This window comes from Achromobacter sp. CF-sbj1-Ac2-l (assembly GCF_052698165.1).
The window spans coordinates 1-21,459 of the sequence record NZ_CP199857.1 but is presented as its reverse complement, the minus strand read 5'-3'; the positions used below and the strand labels follow the sequence as shown (position 1 = coordinate 21,459).

20 protein-coding genes are annotated in these 21,459 nt (G+C 58.8%); 19 read left to right on the top strand and 1 reads right to left on the bottom strand.

Annotated features, from left to right (window positions below; all coding sequences use genetic code 11):
- The first annotated feature begins 86 nt into the window (after positions 1–86).
- The 19 genes from ACUDCK_RS29435 to ACUDCK_RS29345 all read left to right on the top strand — a co-directional run bounded on the left by ACUDCK_RS29435 (position 87) and on the right by ACUDCK_RS29345 (position 20,081).
- A complete protein-coding gene (locus tag ACUDCK_RS29435) occupies positions 87–338 on the top strand; it encodes a hypothetical protein (RefSeq protein WP_054444490.1) in 252 nt (83 codons plus the stop codon).
- Between the two features lie 57 nt (positions 339–395).
- Positions 396–935 (top strand): KfrB domain-containing protein, encoded by a 540-nt coding sequence (locus ACUDCK_RS29430; RefSeq protein WP_054444491.1) that lies wholly within the window; start codon positions 396–398, stop codon positions 933–935.
- Between the two features lie 77 nt (positions 936–1,012).
- Positions 1,013–2,362, top strand: a complete 1,350-nt coding sequence (locus tag ACUDCK_RS29425; protein WP_054444492.1) for a KfrB domain-containing protein — start codon at positions 1,013–1,015, stop codon at positions 2,360–2,362.
- A 74-nt stretch (positions 2,363–2,436) separates the two neighbouring features.
- Positions 2,437–3,645, top strand: coding sequence for an LPD7 domain-containing protein (locus tag ACUDCK_RS29420; protein WP_054444493.1), 1,209 nt, complete (start codon positions 2,437–2,439; stop codon positions 3,643–3,645).
- 9 nt (positions 3,646–3,654) lie between these two features.
- Positions 3,655–3,915 carry a hypothetical protein gene (locus ACUDCK_RS29415; protein WP_054444494.1) on the top strand — a complete coding sequence of 87 codons (261 nt, stop codon included), beginning with the start codon at positions 3,655–3,657 and terminating at the stop codon, positions 3,913–3,915.
- Between the two features lie 14 nt (positions 3,916–3,929).
- Positions 3,930–4,631 (top strand): hypothetical protein, encoded by a 702-nt coding sequence (locus tag ACUDCK_RS29410; RefSeq protein ID WP_131728562.1) that lies wholly within the window; start codon positions 3,930–3,932, stop codon positions 4,629–4,631.
- A gap of 317 nt (positions 4,632–4,948) precedes the next feature.
- The gene (locus tag ACUDCK_RS29405) at positions 4,949–7,315 is read left to right on the top strand and encodes an ArdC-like ssDNA-binding domain-containing protein (RefSeq protein WP_421466302.1); all 2,367 of its coding nucleotides are present in this window, start codon (positions 4,949–4,951) and stop codon (positions 7,313–7,315) included.
- Between the two features lie 12 nt (positions 7,316–7,327).
- On the top strand, positions 7,328–7,798 hold the full coding sequence (locus tag ACUDCK_RS29400) for a hypothetical protein (protein ID WP_131728563.1): 471 nt from the start codon (positions 7,328–7,330) through the stop codon (positions 7,796–7,798).
- Between the two features lie 124 nt (positions 7,799–7,922).
- Positions 7,923–8,735 carry a hypothetical protein gene (locus ACUDCK_RS29395; RefSeq protein ID WP_131728564.1) on the top strand — a complete coding sequence of 271 codons (813 nt, stop codon included), beginning with the start codon at positions 7,923–7,925 and terminating at the stop codon, positions 8,733–8,735.
- A 24-nt stretch (positions 8,736–8,759) separates the two neighbouring features.
- The gene (locus ACUDCK_RS29390) at positions 8,760–9,512 is read left to right on the top strand and encodes a hypothetical protein (RefSeq protein ID WP_109442207.1); all 753 of its coding nucleotides are present in this window, start codon (positions 8,760–8,762) and stop codon (positions 9,510–9,512) included.
- A gap of 2 nt (positions 9,513–9,514) precedes the next feature.
- Positions 9,515–9,964, top strand: coding sequence for a hypothetical protein (locus ACUDCK_RS29385; RefSeq protein WP_054444500.1), 450 nt, complete (start codon positions 9,515–9,517; stop codon positions 9,962–9,964).
- Positions 9,965–9,991: 27 nt separating this feature from the next.
- Positions 9,992–11,296 (top strand): hypothetical protein, encoded by a 1,305-nt coding sequence (locus ACUDCK_RS29380; protein ID WP_445659383.1) that lies wholly within the window; start codon positions 9,992–9,994, stop codon positions 11,294–11,296.
- 29 nt (positions 11,297–11,325) lie between these two features.
- Positions 11,326–11,589 carry a DUF3717 domain-containing protein gene (locus ACUDCK_RS29375; RefSeq protein ID WP_082387914.1) on the top strand — a complete coding sequence of 88 codons (264 nt, stop codon included), beginning with the start codon at positions 11,326–11,328 and terminating at the stop codon, positions 11,587–11,589.
- A gap of 1,748 nt (positions 11,590–13,337) precedes the next feature.
- Entirely contained in the window at positions 13,338–15,464 is a 2,127-nt protein-coding gene (locus tag ACUDCK_RS29370; RefSeq protein WP_445659382.1) for a type IV secretory system conjugative DNA transfer family protein, read from the top strand.
- A complete protein-coding gene (locus ACUDCK_RS29365) occupies positions 15,464–16,183 on the top strand; it encodes a lytic transglycosylase domain-containing protein (RefSeq protein WP_445659381.1) in 720 nt (239 codons plus the stop codon). The genes ACUDCK_RS29370 and ACUDCK_RS29365 overlap by 1 nt, the downstream gene beginning before the upstream one ends.
- Positions 16,184–16,216: 33 nt before the next feature.
- A complete protein-coding gene (locus ACUDCK_RS29360) occupies positions 16,217–18,292 on the top strand; it encodes a putative bifunctional diguanylate cyclase/phosphodiesterase (protein ID WP_054444504.1) in 2,076 nt (691 codons plus the stop codon).
- Between the two features lie 10 nt (positions 18,293–18,302).
- Complete coding sequence (locus ACUDCK_RS29355; protein WP_445659380.1) at positions 18,303–18,662, top strand: hypothetical protein; 360 nt, start codon at positions 18,303–18,305, stop codon at positions 18,660–18,662.
- Positions 18,655–19,275 carry a restriction endonuclease gene (locus ACUDCK_RS29350; RefSeq protein WP_082387917.1) on the top strand — a complete coding sequence of 207 codons (621 nt, stop codon included), beginning with the start codon at positions 18,655–18,657 and terminating at the stop codon, positions 19,273–19,275. Before ACUDCK_RS29355 ends, ACUDCK_RS29350 begins: the two co-directional genes overlap by 8 nt.
- Positions 19,276–19,289: 14 nt before the next feature.
- Entirely contained in the window at positions 19,290–20,081 is a 792-nt protein-coding gene (locus ACUDCK_RS29345) for a hypothetical protein (RefSeq protein WP_054444507.1), read from the top strand.
- Positions 20,082–20,166: 85 nt separating this feature from the next.
- Here the strand turns inward: ACUDCK_RS29345 and ACUDCK_RS29340 are convergent, their stop codons facing one another.
- The gene (locus tag ACUDCK_RS29340) at positions 20,167–21,042 is read right to left on the bottom strand and encodes a replication protein RepA (RefSeq protein ID WP_445659386.1); all 876 of its coding nucleotides are present in this window, start codon (positions 21,040–21,042) and stop codon (positions 20,167–20,169) included.
- Positions 21,043–21,459 lie beyond the last annotated feature (417 nt).

The following is a 21,459-nucleotide window of genomic DNA, read 5'->3' as shown; positions in this document are numbered from 1 at the left end:
ATCTGTTAATTAACTGTTAATTTGCTGTTGACTTGGTGTTAATTATCAACGACACTTTGTCGACGGCTGCACGCGAAGGAATGCGCATGTTTGTGCCGGAGATTGCTGTTGGCGTCGCCATAGGGCGGCTGGGAGTCAAGATGAGTGCCGTAATGAATGGTGAAGCCGTCAAGAACAAGGCGCAGGTACACTACACGCGCGATGACCTCACGAAGGCTGAACTGGAGCCCGGAGATGTGTCGCTCGCGATGCAACAGGCATCGTTTACGTCCGATGACGTCGAGAACTGGTTCGAGGGTGTCAGGTTGAAAGCGCAGCAAGCACTTTCCGACATGTAGAGCCCAGTTAGATTTTCACCAGTGAAAAGCCGGCTTGGCTGCTAAAGGAATTGAGGCATGGGGATTGCTCCGGAGTTGTTCGAACGCTTGGCCCAGGAAAGGCCCCGACTTTCGGATAAGTCTCTCGCCGCCGCCCGCCTGGTGATGGTCGACGGAGTGAGGCCGGGCGATGCGGCCACCAGGGTCGGTATCTTGCCCGCACAGGTATCACGGACTACGCGTGCGCTCTATGAGGCAGAAGCAGAGTTGCGCGAGACAGGCCGGCTCGCTTCGATTAGCACGGACCTGGTAGAGCGAAACCTGGATGCCAGTTACACGTTGGCGGTTTCGCAATTGCGCAGCCAGATGGGAGACGACGTGGTCGTCAGCACCGCTGAGGCCAACCGTACTTATTCAGGTTCTGTTAAGGTCCGTACCGACCTGCACTTGGTGCAGGACGTCGGTAGAGGCAAAGTCGTCGTGCATGAATTGGCGAAGCTCGATCGGGTGCCGCAGCTCGGGCAATCCCTGGATATCGCGTATTCGAATGACATGCGCCGCCCAGCTCAAGTATCGATTCTAGGCATAAACCAGAAGCGCGGGGGAGTTTCCCGCTAAATCCCGCGGCCGGATCCTAAGGCCCGCACACGGCATACCCGTGTAATCGTTGTATCAATATTTATTGAGGATTGAAAATGACGACCAAAAGAATGGGCAAGATGGATGTGGAATTCAACTCTTCCGGTGTCGGCTTCACCGTCAAGGGTGCGGGCCTGCAACAACAGTTTCAAGTCCTCGCGGACTTTCACATCGCCGCAGAGGCAGCCGGCCTAAGCGGCACAAAGCAGGATGCGATCGCGGCCGCTGTACATCAGCATTTCTCCACCCAGCACGACGAAGCACCGCTCGATTCCGAAAACCTGCCCCTGGCGTTCTTGAGTCTTGAGGCCGCCGTGTCGGTGCAGCTCAACCGTGGGACCATGGCCTACGAAGTAGGGTTCCCGTTTCACCCGGACATCGTTCGTTCGATGCGCGGGGTGCCGGGAGCGAAGTTCCTATCCGACGCGAAGGTTTGGTCGGTGCCGCTGGAAGCCCGAAATGCACTTCTGCCGGCGCTGGAGTTCGCCGGCCAAACGTTAGTTGAACAGGAGGAAGCCCGCCAAGCGGTAATGGCTCAACTCAGCCCCGCGGCAGGAAAATTCGCCGCCGGCGAAATAGTGAAAGTCTCGGATTTCCATCGCAAGGACTGGATCTACTCCGGCGAAATCGTCGCGGCCAACCTTCACTACGCAGCGCAACTGACTAGCCGCGCCGAGGGCGAAGCATCAATTGTCATCCACCAGCAGTCGGCACTGGACCGCCAAGTGTTCGTGGGCGACAACACGGGCATCAAGTACACCGACAAAGGCCGCGCATCGGTACTCACCGCGCAGCAAACTCGCGCCGAATTTGCCGGTATGAGTTACGACAAACTGATCGCGACGTTGGGCGAAAAGATCGATGGGGTCACGGTGACACGGCGGGAAAATGGCGACATGCTGGTCGCCATTGAGCACCACAGTAGCCGGCCCGCGATGCCATTACATCGCATGGATAAGTTCCTCAACGGGGCCGACAAGGTCTCTTTCGATGTCGACTTGAAGTCCTTCGTGGTGCCCAGCGGCGCGCTTAACGAGCCAGGCGCACCCGAAGTATTCGGCCGCGCAGTGGCCGACGCCCGGCGCGAGATTCGCGAGGACACTATTGCGCGCAAGGAAGTGCTGGCAGCCGCTAAAGAACGCTTGACCGGCGCCAAGGTTAGCTTTCCGATACCGAGGGCACCGGAATGGCAAGAGGGCACCATTCTCTACACCAATGACCGCTACGCCCTGCAGGCGAGCGGACGTGAATTCATGAAAGCACATGAGTTGCGCAATCTGGCTGAGAGTCCGACGGTTGGCCAGTTGGTGAAGATCTCATACCAACCGAACGGTAAGGCGCTGGTAGAAGAACGCCAACAGACGAACAATCAGAGCAAGCGCGTTGGCGGCCGACATCACGCTTAGCGAACGAGCAGTCTGCCGGATCGGGGAATTTGATTCGGCAGACAATCTTTATTTCGAAATTGGAGAGACGGATAATGCCCAGCGCGGATCAATCCACGAAGCTGTTTGACGCGGTGAAAGCGGGGGACCAGGGGCGCGTCGAAGAACTGCTTCGCGACAAGGCGACGCTGTCTATTCTGGACGAGCGCGACCCAGAGGGCTTCACGGTGCTTCATCACGCCGCCATCCAAAACGGGAGGGTCGCCGAGTTGCTCCTCGCCGCTGGCGCCGACGCCAGGGCAAAGACCCCGGGCGGGATGGCCCTGCAGGACTTACGGGCACTGGGTGGGTTGAGCACCGCCGACCTTCTGGGCCCGCAGGCGCTGGAGTTGCTGCGCTTGCAGAAGCACCACGATGAAGCCGCGAGATGGTGGACGCCGGCACCTCAAGAGGAAGGCGGGCCGGTAGAAGAGTCATTTATCCGCCAAGGTAAACCTTCTGCAGTCCAGCCGCGGACTAATCTCGCAACCGACTCAATTCCAAATGCGGTTGGCAACGATGTTGCGCGAGCGGGCGCGGAACGGAAAACGACCGGCGGCACGGCAGTCGATGAAGAGGGCGAAGGACTGATTCGCGCGGGCTCCGGCCAGTCAAAAGCGCCGGCTCGGACACCGCCCGACGTCCTGCTCGGTGGACTCTACATCCGAGACGAGACAGGCGCGTACACCCGTGTTGGGCAGTCCAAGCCCGCGCTGATTGATGGTGGCGCACAAATCACCTTGAAGAACCGTGATATCGACACCTTTCGAGCCGGGATCGAACTCGCAAAGAGCAAGGGTTGGACCTCGATAGAGGTGGGCGGCACGCCTCGCTACCGCCAAGCCACCTGGCTCGAGGGCCGCCTCCAGGGCCTCGAAGTGCAGGGGTACGAGCCAACCGAGAAGGACAAGGCTCTGCTGGACAGCCGGCTGGCGGAGCAGGCCGCCAAGCAAAGCGTGGCAGAGGGTCGGCCGGACGTGGTGGCCAAATCCCTTGTTGACGCCAAAGAGCAGATTCTGAAGTTCAAGAAGGATATGGTCTCGCCGAATCTGCAAAGCGGGACCTATCACGGACGAGTTCTGGCGGCCACTTCGCACCACATTATCGTGACCGTAGACGGCCGTGCCAATACCGCGACAGCGATCGAAAAGCGTGCGATCGATGGGGTCGACTACAGGATCGGCCAACTGCTCAATGTGCAGTTTTCAAACGGACGAGTCGTCCCCGGACGCGAGCAAGCGCTCGGGGCTCGACCCAAAAGATAGGAGTGTCACATGCGCCCCGCGGCGGTTTCTCATGCGCTTCCAGACGTCGGTCGAGTCATTCAACGACTCGACCAAGCGGCAACCATGCTGGGCCAACTTAATCCCGAGTTGCGCCAGGCTGTGCTCTACGCAGGCTTCCTCACTGACGTCCAGGCCGGAAGGCTCGATGTTCGCGAGTCGCCCGTCGCGAAGATGGTTCAACTCGTTGACCAGTTTTGCAATTTGGTCGAAAGCCAGTTTGCCGAACCTTACTACCCCTCCTACCAATAACGTCGGGGCACACCATGGATGATTTTTCGAAGCGAGCAAGCGATCTCTACGACCAATTCACACAAACGCTTAGCGGGGTCGACCTCTCCACGGCGGTTGCTCTCCCCCACGCCATGACCAGCCTCCTGGCCATGACCAGCACGGAGGCACATCACAATCTGCCGGGCAAGTTGCCGCCAGCAACTCAGGACCAGATCACGCAGGGACCAAGCACAACTCAAGCCAGCACCGTAGGTCAGTTGACTGCGACGCTATCGCGGGGCTTTGCGAACATGAAGGCGCTGCTGGCCTCAAAAGGACAGACGTGGCTGTCAGCGACTCCGCTCACCGAAAGCCGGAGCTTAGCGCAGCCATCGACCAAAGCCGCACTTCCTCAAGGATCGGCCACCACTCCCGCTCGGGCGTCGGCGCCTGGCTTTGGCTTGCACAACGCAATGGATGCGCTGTTTGCATTGCAGCGGAGTTACGTGGAGCCAGATTTGCAAAATGGCCGCTACAGCGGCCTGGTCTTGGGTGAAACGGAAAGCCACGTGCTGCTGTCTGTGAACGGTCGCGCCCAAACCGCGACGGCCATCGATAAGTCAATCCTGAGCGGCGTTGCGTTCGCCGTCGACCGGGTGCTGGATCTGCAATTCAAGAATGGACTTGTGGTGGATAAGGGCAAGTCTCAGTCGCAAGCCGAACAGCAGGCTGTTCGCCAGTCCCATCGGCGCTGATCGTCGTTGATGGCTTTTCACCAGTGAAAATGGAAGGTGCACCAATGATCCCGATCGAGGTGTTTGTGTCAGCAGCGGGGGTATTCATTGCTACCGCACATGACAGCCCCTTCTTCGAAGCACAGTCGCTGCACCTCTCCATCGCATCGCGGACTCTGAGGCTGCCAGACCATACAGCGCGGAGTGCCAGGCTTTCCCCAAGCGCGCTGGACGCCCTGCGCGGCGTATCCCACGTGCCAATCGCCGCATTTACTCTTGGCGGCGTGACACGCGCCGCCGTAAAGACTCTGACTGTGGTCGAGTAAGGGCCATAACCTGTGAGTAGCTACCCCGATTCAGAAAGGCAGTTTAGACATGACCTGGTCACCGAAATGGTGAGCCTCATGCGAAAACAACGTGCCCCCTGGCAACGGCCTGACCGAGCTGATCTGCCTGCCCCCGAAATGCCCTACAACGGAATTGCCGGCGCGGATCGGGTTTTCAAAAGCTCCAATGCGTTAGTGCTGGTCGCGGCGATGCAAGCGCACGGCTGGAACGACCCTCGTTTCATAACCGCTCGACAGGCTGAGATTGCAGGCTGGCGCGTGCGCCCGGGTGGCGGAACAAACTTGATTTTTTGGCATCGGGAAGCCGCGGGTTCTGCAGGCAATGAACAGGAGCAGTATCGCTCATCTGTAATCAAGCTTTACAACGCCGCTGAGGTCATCGGCATGCCGGATCTTGCTATCCGCGCGCCTCAGGTGCCCGTAGACCTTAAAGCCTTCGCAAACGCCTTGGGAGGACGCATCGAGCGTGCACACCTGCTTAGTTCGAGCGCGCTCGCCAGGCGCGCAGCCGGCCAACTGCTGGGCCCTCCGCGCAAGGGGGAAGAGTGGCAACACAGTCTACGCGTCCAGCTAGCAAGCTACCTCTTTGTTCGCGAGGCTGGTGACTGGTACCGACCAAGCATCGAATCAGCCTCTCAGCTACCGCTCACCAGCAAGCTGCTCGAAGCCCCCGACGAGTTCTTTCGCGCAGCTCGAGATGCACAAGCGGTGGCCGCCAAAATCGCAAAGCTCGCGAAATCTGTCAGCGTTCAACCGGAAGCGCCGCCTCTCGGGAAAGCTCCTCAGTCGACGCCCGCTCCTGTCGCGCGGCAAAACTTCAATCAATCGCCTGGCACGGCGAGATCGGGAAGACAGGGGCACGTTTTCTTGGCGATTCCTCCCAGCGAGATATCCGCCGCGAAGGCCGCCGGCGTGAAGTGGCACCCCGAATTCCGGGGTTGGTATGTGCCACAAGGATCCGACCTTGGCAAAGTCGATAAATGGCTGCCTCGTAGCGTCGCGGCCCCGCGAAAGGATGTTCTTGAGTCGTTTGCGCAGGCAATGGCTGCGCATGGCCTGGTGGAGCCGCCGGGAGGGCCGGTGGACGACAATAAATGGCATTACGTCCCCACTGCCGATGCCAAGGGAAACAGCAAGAAGGGCTCTTACATCCTTTGCGTAGACGCCGTGGTCCCCTATGGATACATCAAGAACTTCAAAGGAACGTCTGGGCCGTGGAGATATGACGGGCGGTCCATCAGCCCCGAGGCACGCGCAGCTCATGAAGCTCAAGCACGTGAGCAAGCGGCTTTGCGCGATCGGGAACTCGCGCAGCAACAAGCGGAAATCGCCAAGCAAACACAATCGATTCTGCGAGTCCTCGAGTCCGTCAACGGGCAGGATCACCCATATCTGAAGCGGAAGGGCGTTCGCGCTCACAGGCTGTTCCAATGTGGTGATGAGCGTCAGTTGCGCTCGCTGCTAAACCTGCCCGAGTTCAAGAGTTGGAACGATCAGTTCCTGGTGGTGCCTGGTCAAGACGTCGACGACAAAATAAGGACCGCCCAAGTGATATCCAGCCGGGAGAGAGGAGGTAAAGTGTTTGTCGCTGGCGCCGCCAAGAAAGGGGCCTTTCACCTTATCGGTGTGAACAACGTTGCAGAACTGGCGGCTGCGCCGGCGGCGATCTTCTTGGAAGGCTATGCCACTGCGGCCAGTGTGTATGAAGATCTGGGCTGTAGCATTCCTATGGTCGTCACCTTTGACGCTGGCAACCTGGTGGAGGTGGCCAAGGCTCTCTCCAAACGACTCCCTCCCACACAACCCAAGATCGTGTGCTGCGACAACGATCAATTCTTGATCGAGCGAGCGCTGGACCAGGTTCGTGAGGTAATGCCTGACCTGCCGCCCGTGCCCAGCAGCGGGAGGGAGGTGCAAGTGCAGGCCGGTGATGGTGCAGGCCTACGCGGCGTGCATCTCGGCACCGCGATCGCGGATGACCGTTGGCATGAAACGGACCACGGGAAATACCGACTCTTCATCGAGACGCGGGAAGGCGCCGGCGTCCAGAAGGTTCGCGTAGATGTGGCACGGAAGGGATCGGAACGCCATGTTCAACTTGTGCTGGAAAACAAAGGCCGCAACTGCGGCGAAGAGGCGGCAAGAATTCTGGCTGGTATAGCTGTTGTGCCAGCATTTGCATCTCTCGATGGCCGCCCAACGGATTTCAACGATCTGAAATTGAGGGAAGGCTCAACGCAGACTCTCTTACACCTCGCTCCCAGACTCAAATCGCTGGGCGTATCAGTGCAGCAAACATCGCAACCTGGGCGCGACGCGGCTTCGGTCAAATTCGGCCAGGGGCATGTAAAGCGATAGGAGCAACCACCTATGAACCGAATGATCGATCCGATTGCTTGGAGTGCGGTCCAACAAGTGCTCGAAGCGAATACCGTATGGGTCTATACGACCGGAAGAACGGCGTTGGCCGATCGGGCCAGCCTGCAGTTCGTCGCAGACCAGGCAATTGCCAACAAGAGGCTAGGATTTGAAGTGGATGAGCCCGAAAAATTCCAGTTGCGCGGCGGAGTGGGGCAGGGCGAACTTGAAGATTTGTTCAGCGCTACCGCTGGAATCAGGGCTGAATTGGCGGTAAGGCGGAGTGTCTTAGCGTGGGCGCAGGACGGCAAAGCTATATCACATGATTTGCTGCCGCCAGTCATTGCCAAGGAAATGGCGAAGCCGTTGAGCTTGGCTGGCTTACGACGCATCTGTGAAGCCCTGGACGCCGGCATGGCGCGCACCTTCGGTGAAACGGCGCCGAGGGCGATGGTGACCCCGCGTAGCACCCGCCGCAGTTGACTGTAAGCCGCGCCGGCGGGCGGCTCGAACGCAGCCGGCACCCGGCGAAAGTTGGCATTCCGAGGCTTAACAAAATACAACGGTATGCTATAAATATTGCACTATTCAATTTTCGGAGTGCAAAATGGCAAAAAACGCTTCTGCTTCTGTGGACAGCGGCTCGACAGCAACTGCGGTCCCCGCCACGGCCGTCAAACCCTTCCAGCAGCGCGTGTTTCTGTTCCACGGCGACAAGGGCGGTGTAGGCAAGTCGTTCGCCTGCCACGTGTTCGTCGACCGCGCTCTGCAGCGCGGACACAAGGTCGCCGTGATCGAAGCTGACACCCGGAACCCAGACGTCATCCGAATCTTCACCGGACAGACCGTATGCCAGATGATCAACCTGCGCCGTGACGACGGCTGGATGGATGTGATCGACTTCGTCCGCGCGCACCCGGATCACCACATCGCAATTTCGTTGCCCGCCGGTATCGGAGAAGCGATGCGGAAGGACTTCGAAGACTTTTGCGGCTACCTTAAATCGAAGGTGCAGGGAAAGCCAGAAGTCGTGATGTTCTGGCTGATTAATCTATTCGCCGACTCGGTAAATCTGCTGCACACGACTTACGAAAACGTCGGCGCCTTGATCGACAAGATCATCGTGGTGCGCAACCTGGTTTTCGGGACACCTGACCAGTTCTTCATCTGGGACGAATCCCCGTTCCGCGTCGATCTTGAGCGCAGGGGGAGGGCAATAACGATTTCCTTGCCCGGCCTGCACATGCGGGTCACGACGAAGCTCGCATCCGATCCAGACGGAATGATGCCGCTCTCGCAGGCTGTCCAAAACGCCGATGCGTTCAAGTTGTTGGAGAGCGAACACTGGAAGCTGGAGAACTATTTGAATAAGGACCTCTCCATTCCGATGGAGCAAGTTTGGTCCTACGTGGATCTCTAGGTCGCGACCGTGCCCACAGTTTGGATGGTATCTGGCAACAAGGGTGGTGCGGGAAAATCGGCCGTTGCAATTGGCCTCGCACAAGCCTTGATGCAAGAATTCGGCGCGCACGAGGTGTCCGTGATCGACGGGGATGGACGCACGCCCGACGTGCACCGGATCTACGACCGCAAGCTTCCTGCGCGGCAACTCGACTTTCGGCGCCTGCGGCCCGACTCACATTTGAGCATGACGGAAGACGAGTATTTCCGCATTCTGATGAGCTACGTCAGGGTATCGGAGCACGTCGTTATCAATACGCCTGACGGAGCGGACGACCAGCTTATGGGATGGTTCGATTCGACCCTCCAATGCACCGAGAGCATGTCGGAGGAGGTCGACGTCTTGTTCAAATTTCTTTTCGTCATGAGCCCGGCAGAGGACGGGCTGCGCTACCTCGAAACGCTGGCTATGCGATTCCAGCGCCTGTACCCGGTCCGCAACCTCCATTTCGGCGACGCACTTCGCTTCCAGACGTTCAATGAGAGATACGCGGCCAACTTCGAGCAAGTCATCGATTTCCCTCGCCTCACGGCCGGGGAACTTGACCGCGTCAAGCGGCTGCGCTTGCCCCCCTGGGAATATGCAGAACTGCGGTGCGACCGCGAATCGCCTGAAGTGGTCACTCCGCGGGCGTTCTCCCGTAAGCGTGTGCGGGACTGGATGTGTGACGTTACTGAAGCACTAGCCCCGGCCATGACGAATGACGCATCCAACCTCAAGCAAGGAATCTTCTGACAATGGCCAATCAACAGACTTCCGGGGGCCAAGGCACAGTGCAGCCCACAAGCAAAAGCGGCCTGATCGCCAGTGTGGAGCGCATCCTCGAGCGCCCGCTCACGGCCGAAGACGTTCAGCATTGGAATGCTATTCAAGACCAATACGGCATTGCCGATGACGATCCGCTCATCATTGTCCTCGTCATATTGGGCATACATCAGCATCTGGTCAACGAGCTGCCCAAAAAAATCAAAGAGGCGACTGAGAGCGCAATCGCTGTGCATCGCACAACGCTTGAGGACCAAGCAACCATCGTATCGAAGGGCCTGATTGCAAAGCTGGCCCCAATGTTTCTCGACGCCTCCGCCAAGGCCAGCCCCGGGATGAAGGTGCCGGCATGGTTAGCGGCAGGCTTCGGCCTGTCCTGCGGCCTGGTAGGCGCGCTCTTGTGGCAGTTCATCGGCCGCTAACAGACCTTAGTTCTTGTGGAGAAAGTAATGACCCACCCATTTGTGGAAAGCTATTCCGAATACGCTGCTGTCCTATTGCGTACCGACAGTCAACTTGCGAAGGAAGATCGTTGGATTTCAAGATGCTTCATGACGTGCGGCTTCACCGAAGTTGACATTACCGACGAGCTTGCGTTCGCCCACGCTGAAAGCGGCGTGCAAATCACCTGCGATTCCGACGCCTTGGCTATCGACGCTGGAGCTTCGTCGCAGGCCCTCCGTCAGTGCTACAGCGACCTATTCACTGTGTTGAAGAATATGGGATGGGCGAAGGTCGAAGTGCATACTGACGCCGATGTGGAAGAGGTGATTGCGGAGATGGCCGCATACATCCCAGCCTCCTACGACCTCACGATGGAAGCCGGGGCGGCGGCAGAACGCACTGCTTTGGTCAATGACCTCCGCGCCGAGATTCTGACCCGCCAGGCTGAGCAGGGTCACGAGCTGGGGCATTCGAACGAAGCAGCCGTGCCCATGGCCTCGTTGCATATTGGCAGTCAGGTTGAGGAGCGCCCAGCCTCGCCGGCGGCCGAGCAAGCGCCGCTCCAAGCCGCCGAGGTATCGCGGGATCGATCACCCAGTTCGCCGCAGCCGCGTAACACCGCGGCGGGAGGCCTGGAGGAGGCAGTGCGGCTGATGGCCCATGGCCAGCAGCAAATGCAACAGCAATTCGCCGGGCTAATGGCACTACTCGCAAGTGGTGAGTTGGGCCTAAAGCGCTTCGCTCAGCCAGTTGAGGCCCACGAGGCCACCTCGAGCCCTCAGACCACCTCGACCCCTCCGGTGCGGCCCTCCATGGAGAGGGCGGGGCAGTTGGCTACCCAGCGCGCTCAAGAGCGCGAGCAAGCACGTAGCCCTGACCAGGTGACCGTGGAGGCGACGGCTACGCACACGAGCGACGTCGGGATCATTCCGGCATCTCCCGACGACGAGGTCGATGCTCGCTCGACGGTGGACGCGATCGGCACAGTCCCTCCGCATCCGGACGAAGTTCCCGCGTCAGCACCGGCGCCTGCAATGGCGCCTTCGGCCGAGGGAACCTTGCAGGCCCAGGAGCCCCGCGTACCGCAGCAGCCGAGCAGATCGGAGATTTCCAACGCCAGGCCCGACTCCGCCGGCGTGACGCAACTGGATGGGGAAGGCACACCCCCGTCGCATCAGCCCCTCACCGATCAGCAGCAGCAGTTGATCTCCGCGATAACGATGGTCGTACAAACGGCGCTCACTGAAGTCTTTATGCTGCGGAACGCCGTCGACAGACTGGGCGATGCGCGGGCATCCACTGGCGCTTGACGCCTTTAGGCAGGCAAGGGGAGCGCATCATGTCCGAAGACCAGCACATCCTAACAATTGCGGCGCTTGAAGCTGCAATTAATCGGTGCAACGCATCTCAAGGACGCGACTCGATCCATCCAGAAGCAAACGCGGTAGAAGACGTCCGCTATCAGGTCATCCTCTGCCGCGATTGCAGCCTCATGGCGGAAGTCTACGGTGCGATGATCTACACGCGTAGCGAAACTTGGCCACTCGACAAACTCACGTCAGATCAGCGCGCGGCTTACTTGCGGTGGCATGCCACTTCATAGGGCCGGCTTTCGCATATGCCGCCGACGATTACAAAGCGAGCAGATGATGAACTCGCGCAACTCCTCGAAGAGGTGACTGGCGCGGAAGGCCACCTCGCGCAAGGGCATCTTGTAGCGTCGTGGAGGACCGAAGTGGAGTTGATCTTGTTAAACCTTGCTGCCTGCAAAGCGGATCTGGTAGAGCTACTCGAGCAGCCAGATCGCGGCGGCCTATTGCCTGAAGACACAGAAATGCTTGTGAACCATCTCCGAAGCGAGATACAGACGTTGAGCGCCCGCGTGCAGGTTCTTACTTCGTCCCGACGTGCGGCGCAGCGCCAGCGCCTATTGAGGCCGCGGCAATGACTCAGCGTGCGCCATACCTTGCACTGTCCCTGGCAGCAATCGCCGGCTTTGTCGGCTACAGCGGCATCTGGGGGGCACTGCCAGTGGCCATGCTCGCAGTGGCGGGATGGGGCATGGCTCGAAGCAGGCGCACCGCGTTTGCGATCATGCTCGTCTACTACTTGGCGGCCAGTCGTGGCCTTTTGCACGGCGGGGCTGTTTTTTTTGCCGATCGATCTTTATCAGATGCCCTCTCTTGGCAGTGGGGCTTGATCGTATGGACTGCGCCCGCTCTCCTGCTCGCCGGCACCTGGAGTCTTTGCTGGGGTACCCGCTGGATCACGTTTCGCGCGTTTTGTGCGCTTCTGACTGTCAGCGTGCCGCCAGTGGGCTTTATCGGTTGGACCAACCCTGCCAGTGGCATGGGCGTATGGCTACCAGGTCTAGGGTGGTGGGGTGTGGCTATCGGATTAGCCGTCGCGTCCTCGGCAGCACGACTAGGCCAGTTGATGATGCACCGCATCGAGGGCCAACATGCAAACATCTCCAAGATGGAGACCAGGTGTCTCGCGGCCTTAGGACTACTGGTCCTAGGGGCAATGGGCCTTGCGGCGGGCCGGCCGGCGCCTTCAGCACCAGCAGGGTGGGTGGGACTGGATACCATGTTGGGCCAGGCGGACGACTACCAAGTCATCCGACGCCTTCAGGAGGCAACTGAGCAAGCCGCTGCGGCCGGTGCATCGCTTATTGTGCTGCCAGAAGCAGTAGGTGGTAGCTGGGAGTTGAACAAGCTGTATTGGACTGACGTTAGCCGCACGCTGCGCGCACGCGGCGTAGCGGCGTTGGTGGGAGCAGAGAGCCCATCTGGTAACGTCCAGCGCGAGCGCATCAATGGACTATTCGGTTTGGGGCAAGCCGAGGGCGTTCAGTTCGCCCAACGTATCCCCGTTCCTTTGGGGATGTGGGCCCCCTGGTCTTCCGTTCGACACATCGTCTCAGACTGGACGGGCTCGGGAGTTGTAGATCTCGCAGGGCACCGCGCGATGATCCTCATCTGCTATGAGCAACTGCTGGTTTGGCCGGTACTGCAAAGCGTAGCTGCCTCAAGTCGCCCGGAGGTGGTAATCGCCACGGCAAACGTCTGGTGGGCGAGTCAAACGTCTATACCGGCTATTCAGGCAGCCACGATGCGAGCCTGGGCTAGCTTGTTCGGTCTCGGCCTCGTACAAGCGACGAACTCGGCAGGGTAAACCTCCGCGACGTGGCTGCGATCGTGAGTGAAATCACCCCCCTTTAAACCGTTCATGCTCGACGCGCTATCTTTTTCACCAGTGAAAAATGGCGATTCGACAATAAAATATGCTTTATGTATTGCATGTGGCTAAACTATTGGTTTGCACTGATTCCTAAATCGCGCCGAGGCTATGGCAACTGAAAAAAACCGCTTGCAGACGTTTGAAGCAGCTCGCACGCCGCTTCAAAACGTCTTGCTTGGCATCCTCGCGATGATGTTCATCGTCGTTATCGCCTCGGCTTGCGCCACGCAGTTCTTCGCGGCGAAGACAAACTACTCGCGCCATTTGGGAGAACCTCTATTCTCTTTGGGCTCGTGGGCGGCCTATCTGCCGTTCGAGTGGATAGGGTGGGGCTGGCGATTTGCGGACATTGAAGCCGTTAAGCCCACGGTATACCAAATGACCGTCATTGCGCTTTCTGGCTCTGCAATTGGTTTGGTCGCCGGGATGCTCGTGACGTTCTTTGCGTTCAAGCGCACTACCGGGATGGAGTCGTTGCATGGCGATGCCCACTGGGCGACCGCGGAGGAGGTGGATAGGACTGGATTACTCGGCCACCCTGGCGCGGATCTTAAGGGCATCTTGGTCGGGTCGATCATGTTGGACAAAGAGGGCGAGACGGTAACTCCGGCCCATGCAGACTACAGATCGAGACACAGACTCCGCATGAATGCTGGCGTGGTAATGCGTGACGCGGACGGTCGTCCGCTCCTTGACGCCAACCCCTCGGTAGTGCTGGCTCTACAGTACCTTCGCGACAATGCGCCCACCCACGTTCTCGTATTTGCGCCGACGCGCTCGGGTAAGGGACGCGGGTTGATCATTCCCACCCTGTTCGCATGGGCCGGTTCGACCGTGGTTGCAGATCAAAAAGGGGAGAACTACGCGCTGACGGCAGGGATGCGAAGTCGGGCAGGCCAACGCGTTGGGAAGTTTGCTCCGACCTGCAACGACGGCTCAGGTTGGAAATGGAATCCTCTTGACGAGATTCGCAAATTCACCGATCGGGACGTTGCGGATGCGCAGAACATCTGTCAAATGATCGTCGACCCGGACAACAAGGGCATGGAGGATCACTTTATTTCAATGGCGTGGATGCTGCTCACTGCCGTTGCCTTGCACCATATTTATGCCGAGACGGACGCCTCATTAGGCGGGATGGTGATGTATCTGTCGGATCCAAGATTCGAAACTGATACGCAGATGTGGCAGCGAATGTTGGACGCGGAGCACGATCCCGAATTAAAGATGGGATGGGTCGACACCGCGGGTGTGCCGACCAAGACACATCCACTCGTGGCCTCGCAAGCGGCCTCAATGATGAAGATCCCGGAGGAAGAGCGTGGCTCAATCCTGACGACTGCCAAGCGAGTGCTCGGGCTTTGGCTTGACCCGTTGGTCGCCGCGAATACTCGGACAAGTGACTTCTTGTGCCGAGACCTGATGACCTTGGACGACCCTGTCAGCCTCTACTACATTCCAACCGAGGAAGACAAGGACCGTCTCACGCCGCTGTCGAGGCTCTTTTTCGCCATGATCATTCGGCGAAATACTGTGCCAATGTCGGCCGAGAATGGCCGCCTTGTTGGAGGATACAAACACCGTTTGCTGCTGTTGATCGACGAGTTCCCGGCGCTTGGAAAGATTGAGATCATCGAAGACGCGCTGTCATATGTCGCTGGCTACGGCATCAAGCTGATGTTGATCTGCCAAGATCTTAGACAGCTTCAAGACAAGTATGGCGACAACGAGACCATTGTGGCCGGGTGCCATATTCGTATTGCCTATGGTCCGTCGGACGAGCGCACGGCGAAGCGGCTGGAAGAGATGGTAGGCGAGACCACAGTTGCCGAAGAAGAAGAGAACGTATCAGCGAATCGGATGGGCATTTCGCCAGGGAATGTGTCCGTCTCCCGCAAAAAGACAGGCCGGCCGTTGATGACGGCAGGGGAATGGATGACGCTGTCCAATGAAGACTTGGTGCTGCTGGTGGCTAACAACCCGCCAATCTATGGGCGGAAGATCAAATATGACGAGGTCCCCGATTTTGCCGCCTGGTCAAAGCTGCCAGCACCACATGCGAATCCGCCTCTTCGGGAGCGCGTCGAGCGCATAGCGCCAAGGCGCCAGACAGCCACCATGATAGAAATAATGGGCGACGCTCCGGCGCTCACATTAGAAGAGAAAAAAATCGTCGACCAGTTGCTGGCAAATCACATTGCTATCCAAGAAATCCAACAAGTGAGGGCGTTCTGATGATTTTCACCGGTGAAAATTTTTTCGCGAGCAAGGCATTATTTATTGCGCTATTGCTGATGAACGCACCAGCCATAGCCGCATCCGAAATGCCTATGGCCGAACTGCTTGCCAAATGTGCCCCTACCGTAGCCGTCAGCACGATGGCGTCCATTGTGAAGGTCGAATCATCGGGTCACGTATACGCAGTGGCAGATGCCGGGCCGGTGCACCTCCCTTGGAGCGTGCGCAAGGACATGGTTCGCTCTCATTTTCCGGCGTCGAAAGATGAAGCAGTTGAACTGGTCAAGTCATTGCTGAAGAAAGGACACACCGTCAGCATCGGCCTGTCGCAAGTGAACGATCGCAATCTCAAAGCCTTGGGATTGAGCGTGGAAGACGTCTTTGACCCGTGCACGAACGTGTCCGCTGGCGGCAAGATCCTCACTAACTTCTATCAGCGTGCGGCCAAAGAGTTTGGCCCCGGCGAAAGGGCGCTGCAAGCGGCCATCTCGGCCTATCAATCCGGCAACTGGGACCGCGGTGTAGCCAACGGCTATGTCGGCCTCGTATACAAAGCCGCCGGGGTTGTGCCGGACCTGAAGATTGGAACCGGTAGCCGCGCATTGAAGGTGGCCAGTGCTGACGCGCGTACTCAGTCGGCCGAGCAATGGTGGGAGTCGCGCGCCGAACTACTGCGCAAGGCACGTGAGTCCGACCTCAAGGCCCCCAAGGAATAGCCCTCCTGCAGGGAACAGAAAGGACAAAAGAACATGAAGCGGAAAATCTCGGTACTTGTGATCGATGCGAATCAGGCCGAACTCGTCTCGTTGGCGGCTGCGCTAGGTAGTTGGGGCTTCGCCGTGGAGACCTGCGACTGCCTTGAAGCGGGCGTGGACGCCTTCGTTACGCACAAGCACGACATTGTCGTGTTGAGCTACGGTCTATCAGCGCTGTCGACAGAAAGCGTGCTGGCGCGCTTGCGTTCGTCCGTTGCGCCGCGATGGACGCCCATCGTCTTCATTCTGGACGACATCGAGCTGGACGAAGCCCACGATCTTGCGGAGTATGACGGCGCCGACCTGGTCGTTCGGCCAATCGCTATGCCTCTGCTCAAAGCCAAGATGAAGTCCCTGTCTCGGCTGATGGATGAGAACCGCTCAGACCCGGCCGAACAGTTCCGGGCGGTGCTGGAGGGATCAACGGACGCAGTTGCTGTGGTCAACCAGGCGGGCCACTTGGTTGAGTTCAACTCACCTGCAGCGCAACTGTTCGGCTGGCAGCGAGAGGAGGTGCTTGGCTGGCATATCCGCGATTTCATGCCCGCGCAAATCGTGGAAGTTCACGGAGACGTATTCAAAGACGACAAAGTCGCGGCGCTTTGGAACGCGAGGCGTCTAAAGGTGAAGGGTAAAGATAGCCGCGAAATGGTGATGGAGATCCGCTTTGGGTTCATCAACCTCCCGACGCGTCGCCTGTGTTCTATCACCATGCGTGACGTGTCAGACCGGGAACGCGAGGAAGATGAAATGTTGCGCGCCTCGCTGTACGACGGCCTGACCGGATTGCCAAACCGAAACCAGTTCCAGGAGCGCCTGTCGCAGTTGATTGCGATCTCCAATCGCTACAGCAAGCTTCTGGGCGTGCTATTCATCGACCTGGACAAGTTCAAAGAAATCAACGACACGCACGGGCATGATGTTGGCGATCGCGTTCTAATGGAGATAGCCCGCCGCCTGCAGGGCAGCATTCGTGACTCCGATACGATCGCCCGCCTTGGCGGCGACGAGTTTGTCGCACTGCTTTACGATCTGCGAAGCTCAGAAGACGCCAGGCTCGTCGCCGAGCGCTTTATCTCGGCGTGCGAACGTCCCGTTATCGTCAACGATCGCAGCCTGGAGTTGTCCGCAAGCATCGGCATTGCCATTTATCCGGACGGCGCCAAAGACAAGGAAGTCCTCCTTCGGCAGGCAGACGATGCGATGTACCACGCCAAGCGCGCCGGCGGGTGCCGCTACTCATTTTTCAGCAACGAGATCAACAAGGCGGTGCAACAGCGGCAAGAGCTGGAACAGGGACTGGAGCTGGCCTTGCGCCGCAATCACTTCTTTCTCGTCTACCAGCCCCAAGTCGATCTGCATACCAGCCAGGTCGAGGGTGCTGAGGCGCTAATCCGCTGGGAGAAAGACGGCAATGTAGTACCGCCGAACTTGTTCGTTCCGATTGCAGAAGAATCTGGTCTTATAGTCGAAATCGGTCAGTGGGTATTGCGTGAGGCGTGTCGGGAGGCCAAGAGTTGGTACGACGCTGGCTTGCGAGGCCCCAACGGGCATGGACTCGCAATCGGCGTAAATCTATCAGTACGTCAGTTCAACTTGCGCCTGCCAGGCGTTGTCTTCGACATATTGCATGAGACGGGCCTGCCGCCGAATCTGTTAAATCTCGAGATCACCGAGAGCTTTCTGGTGCAGGACGTCGACCAAGCACGGGTCATCCTAGACAAGTTGGTATCCGCGGGCGTCCAGCTCTCCGTCGATGACTTCGGCACCGGGTATTCCTGCTTAGCCTACCTCAAGGAATTGCCCGTGACGACCATCAAGGTCGACAAGAAGTTCGTCGACCGAATTCACACCGGAGGTAAGGATCTGAAGATGGCGTCGGGCATTGTCACGCTGGCCAAATCGCTCGAAATGAAGACGCTCGCCGAAGGCGTGGAAAAGGCCGAGCAAGTGCAAGCACTTATCGAACTCGAATGCGACTCGTGCCAGGGATACTACTTCTCCCGGCCCATTCGAGCAGCGGAGTTTCGGAAATTGCTCGTCGAATCATCGATCCCACTGCTCGCGTAACGGGGGAGATATGTCTAACAATGAGAAGCTCGAGGCACTACTGGCGTGGCATCCCAGCATGAACCTCGTGGCGTTGCTTGACCAGCTTTATTTCAACGACGTTCATGGGGTTCCGGTACTCAGCCGGGACTCCTGCTTAGCGCAACTTCTGCTCGTGGCCGTCGCAGAGCGATTGTTTGACGAACAGGCTTTCCACGCCGCCGCGCTGCGGGGCGCTCTTTTAAATCTCGACGACAAGACCTTCCTGGCGGCGTTCGCAAGCCCGCGTCTCGCCTCTACTGTCGTGAAGCAGGTCACTCCGGAAGAGCGCACGGGTGCTCGGCTACAAGCCGCGCGCAAGCTGTTTGGTGAGCATATCTACCATGCCTAGGCGGCCGCCGCTTGGCCGGGGGAGGCTAGGCCACTCGTGGCGCACCTGGTTCTGGTCGGGCCTTGCAATGTTTGCGGCCCTACGGGTCGCTGCGTGGTGGCTTGCCACCCGCAGCTCCATGCCAGCGCTTGTAGCCGAGACAATCGCCGTGGCAGGGTGGATTGCACTCGCAATTTCGGCAATCAAATCGGTCGCTGCAGCACGCGCCACGCGCCGACGTCTAACGTGGGTCAAATCTCAACACAGCCTCGAAGCGCTACGTAAGCTGTCCTGGGAACAATTTGAGCGCCTAATTGCGGAGTTTTACTCCAGCCAGGGCTTCACCGTCGACCTGGTTGGCCAAGGTGGCAGAGATGGGGGAGTGGACATCCGTCTCCATAGTGTCGGCGGTGACCTAGTTCTCGTTCAGTGCAAACACTGGAAGTCCACCCGAGTGGGCGTCGCCGTTGTCCGCGAGATGGTCGGCCTGGCCGTGCATCACGGGGCCAGCGGGATTGTGATCGTGGCATCGGCCGGGTTCACATCGGACGCGAAACAGTTCGCACGAGGCAAGCCAGTCAATTTGGTCGACGGCCCCCGGTTGGTAGAAATGATACGCACCCATCGCGCCTAGACAACGGAGGATTCATGAAGAAAAAGGGCATCACCACCCGGTCGGCAATCACGGCCCCAACCCATCGCGAACTGTGCTCTGCCGCCGTCGAATGGCTGGTGCGGCCTGAAAGCAAGAAGGGCCCGGGCTGCACTGTGGCATTCTCCGAAGTGCAGTCGCCCTGCGGGCGCGAGGTGATGGACGCCTTCGGCGTGCGCGCTGTCGGCCCCGAGACGTACTCGGTGCTGGTGGAGGTGAAAGTCTCCCGGGCAGATTTTCGCGCGGACCTGGCCAAGCCTCATCGCCAAGATCAGTCCCTGAGCGGCGGCACCTATCGCTACTACTTCGCGCCGGCCGGCCTGATCCTGCCGGAAGAATTGCCCCCGCGCTGGGGGTTGATCGAATACGGACGGCCGCGCTTTCGGGTGGCGGCCGGCCACCTGACTGTCCGCCCCGGGCCGGCGCTGCGCTATGACGAAGTTGCGACGCGCCGGGAGGCCGAGTGGGCGCACAGCGTGAACCACGGCCGCGAGTTAGGTACCATCGCCAAGCTTTTAGCCAGGCTCGGTGACGTGGAAACACTGCAAAACGAGTTGAAGCGCGTGCGCGGTAAGCACTCGCGACAGCAAGCGCTGATGCAGGATCTGCATGAACGCGAACGCCGGGCGCGAAACGATGCGCAGACATTGCGCTGGGTGCTGAGCCATAAGGGCATCGACTACGAGGGCGCGGTGACAGAGTTGCAGGCGCAGGAATCTGCACGAGTCCGCGAAATCTTGCGCCAACGTAGACGACAGCGTGACGACGCCTCCCAGGCCGATCGCTGAGGCTGACCATTCCCAGCAAGGCGTCCCCCTCAAAGGGGGGTGATTTCACGCGTCGTCATCACCGTAGAAATTACCGCTTCGGTCTTTATGCCCGAAGCCGTCGGGGTGCGATCGGCGGGGGGGATGCGTCGAACTGCAGGCCCCCGCGGATCTTCTTAATCTTGGCAGCAGGGTAGGCCTGCATCACGTCCTTGAGCGCCAACAGGAAAGTCTTCTTGAAATTCTTGTCAGCATCCGGGCCTTGGTATTCATGACCGAACTGCTCGCGCAACTTCGACCATCGCATAAACAGGCCGTCTGTCGTGTCAATACGATGCAGCCGGTGCGCCATCCAGGTGTAGATGTCGAGCTTGAGGCTACTCCCCTTGAGTAGCAGCATGGCCCGGTTATCGAGTGGAACTGCGCTTTCGATCAAAGACTTGTAATAAGTCTCAGAGAGCCGCAATACGCCTGGCCACAAAGGGCGCTGGTTGGAGTCGCGGTTGTTGATCCAAGCGTCGAACTGCTCGACCGGCTGGCCGTTGTAGGTACGACCGTTTACCCCAAGCTGGATGCGGCATGCGGCCAGCGCGTGCATTTGAGTGCGCAGCGTCCGGTAGCGCCTGCCCTCACGCTCCATCCCCATGTTGGCCAAAAATTCCGCGGCACTCGAGCCGATAGGAACTTCGCGATCTCGGTTCATCACTGCATATGACGAGATCCAGACAAGAGCCAAGCGGGGAATAGGGCCATACGGAATAGGCTGGGGCACTGGACCTGAGCCTTCGTCGATCATCCCGGCTTGAACGTTTATCCAGTTGGGCCCGGACTTTCGCATGAACTCCTTGCCTTCGAAACGTGAGTGCGGCAACGCGACCTGGCAAAAGATGGCATGGGTGAACGCGAAATCCTCGCTCGAGGGAAGGTTCTCACGGATCTGGTGGCCGATATCCAGTACCCGCGACGTTTGCTTCGTCTGCAATAACGGGTAGTCGACCTGACCAGTCGACTGTATGTATTCGACTGCCGCACCCTTTCGCGCTCTAGCCTTCGGCGCGGCTTTGGCCGGTAACTGTGTTGCATTAGCTAGCACTGAGGGGTCACCGAACGCGTACCAGCGCGAGATCGTCTTGCCCACCTTTTGAGGCGTGGCCAAGCACGCATGGAATGCTTGCGCCTGGTGGTGCGCCACATCCTCTCCGATGCCTGCTTTGACGAGTTTGTCCTCCAACTCTTCGGCACTCTTCGATTGCGAAAACGCCATGTCAACAACTCGCGCTTGAACTGCTGCGCGTTTCGCGGGAAAGCCCAAGAGTTGCAGTTGTTCATCGTAGGCTTCAACATCAAAGCGCATCTTGTGGCTCTGGTCTACCAATTCGAGGGGGGCCTGCCGGTTCAT

Excerpts from the sequence above, each read along its gene's own strand:
- ACUDCK_RS29435 (WP_054444490.1), top strand. The coding sequence starts at position 87 with ATGTTTGTGCCGGAGATTGCTGTTGGCGTCGCCATAGGGCGGCTGGGA.
- ACUDCK_RS29430 (WP_054444491.1), top strand. The coding sequence starts at position 396 with ATGGGGATTGCTCCGGAGTTGTTCGAACGCTTGGCCCAGGAAAGGCCC.
- ACUDCK_RS29425 (WP_054444492.1), top strand. The coding sequence starts at position 1,013 with ATGACGACCAAAAGAATGGGCAAGATGGATGTGGAATTCAACTCTTCC.
- ACUDCK_RS29420 (WP_054444493.1), top strand. The coding sequence starts at position 2,437 with ATGCCCAGCGCGGATCAATCCACGAAGCTGTTTGACGCGGTGAAAGCG.
- ACUDCK_RS29415 (WP_054444494.1), top strand. The coding sequence starts at position 3,655 with ATGCGCCCCGCGGCGGTTTCTCATGCGCTTCCAGACGTCGGTCGAGTC.
- ACUDCK_RS29410 (WP_131728562.1), top strand. The coding sequence starts at position 3,930 with ATGGATGATTTTTCGAAGCGAGCAAGCGATCTCTACGACCAATTCACA.
- ACUDCK_RS29400 (WP_131728563.1), top strand. The coding sequence starts at position 7,328 with ATGAACCGAATGATCGATCCGATTGCTTGGAGTGCGGTCCAACAAGTG.
- ACUDCK_RS29395 (WP_131728564.1), top strand. The coding sequence starts at position 7,923 with ATGGCAAAAAACGCTTCTGCTTCTGTGGACAGCGGCTCGACAGCAACT.
- ACUDCK_RS29390 (WP_109442207.1), top strand. The coding sequence starts at position 8,760 with ATGGTATCTGGCAACAAGGGTGGTGCGGGAAAATCGGCCGTTGCAATT.
- ACUDCK_RS29385 (WP_054444500.1), top strand. The coding sequence starts at position 9,515 with ATGGCCAATCAACAGACTTCCGGGGGCCAAGGCACAGTGCAGCCCACA.
- ACUDCK_RS29380 (WP_445659383.1), top strand. The coding sequence starts at position 9,992 with ATGACCCACCCATTTGTGGAAAGCTATTCCGAATACGCTGCTGTCCTA.
- ACUDCK_RS29375 (WP_082387914.1), top strand. The coding sequence starts at position 11,326 with ATGTCCGAAGACCAGCACATCCTAACAATTGCGGCGCTTGAAGCTGCA.
- ACUDCK_RS29370 (WP_445659382.1), top strand. The coding sequence starts at position 13,338 with ATGGCAACTGAAAAAAACCGCTTGCAGACGTTTGAAGCAGCTCGCACG.
- ACUDCK_RS29365 (WP_445659381.1), top strand. The coding sequence starts at position 15,464 with ATGATTTTCACCGGTGAAAATTTTTTCGCGAGCAAGGCATTATTTATT.
- ACUDCK_RS29360 (WP_054444504.1), top strand. The coding sequence starts at position 16,217 with ATGAAGCGGAAAATCTCGGTACTTGTGATCGATGCGAATCAGGCCGAA.
- ACUDCK_RS29355 (WP_445659380.1), top strand. The coding sequence starts at position 18,303 with ATGTCTAACAATGAGAAGCTCGAGGCACTACTGGCGTGGCATCCCAGC.
- ACUDCK_RS29350 (WP_082387917.1), top strand. The coding sequence starts at position 18,655 with ATGCCTAGGCGGCCGCCGCTTGGCCGGGGGAGGCTAGGCCACTCGTGG.
- ACUDCK_RS29345 (WP_054444507.1), top strand. The coding sequence starts at position 19,290 with ATGAAGAAAAAGGGCATCACCACCCGGTCGGCAATCACGGCCCCAACC.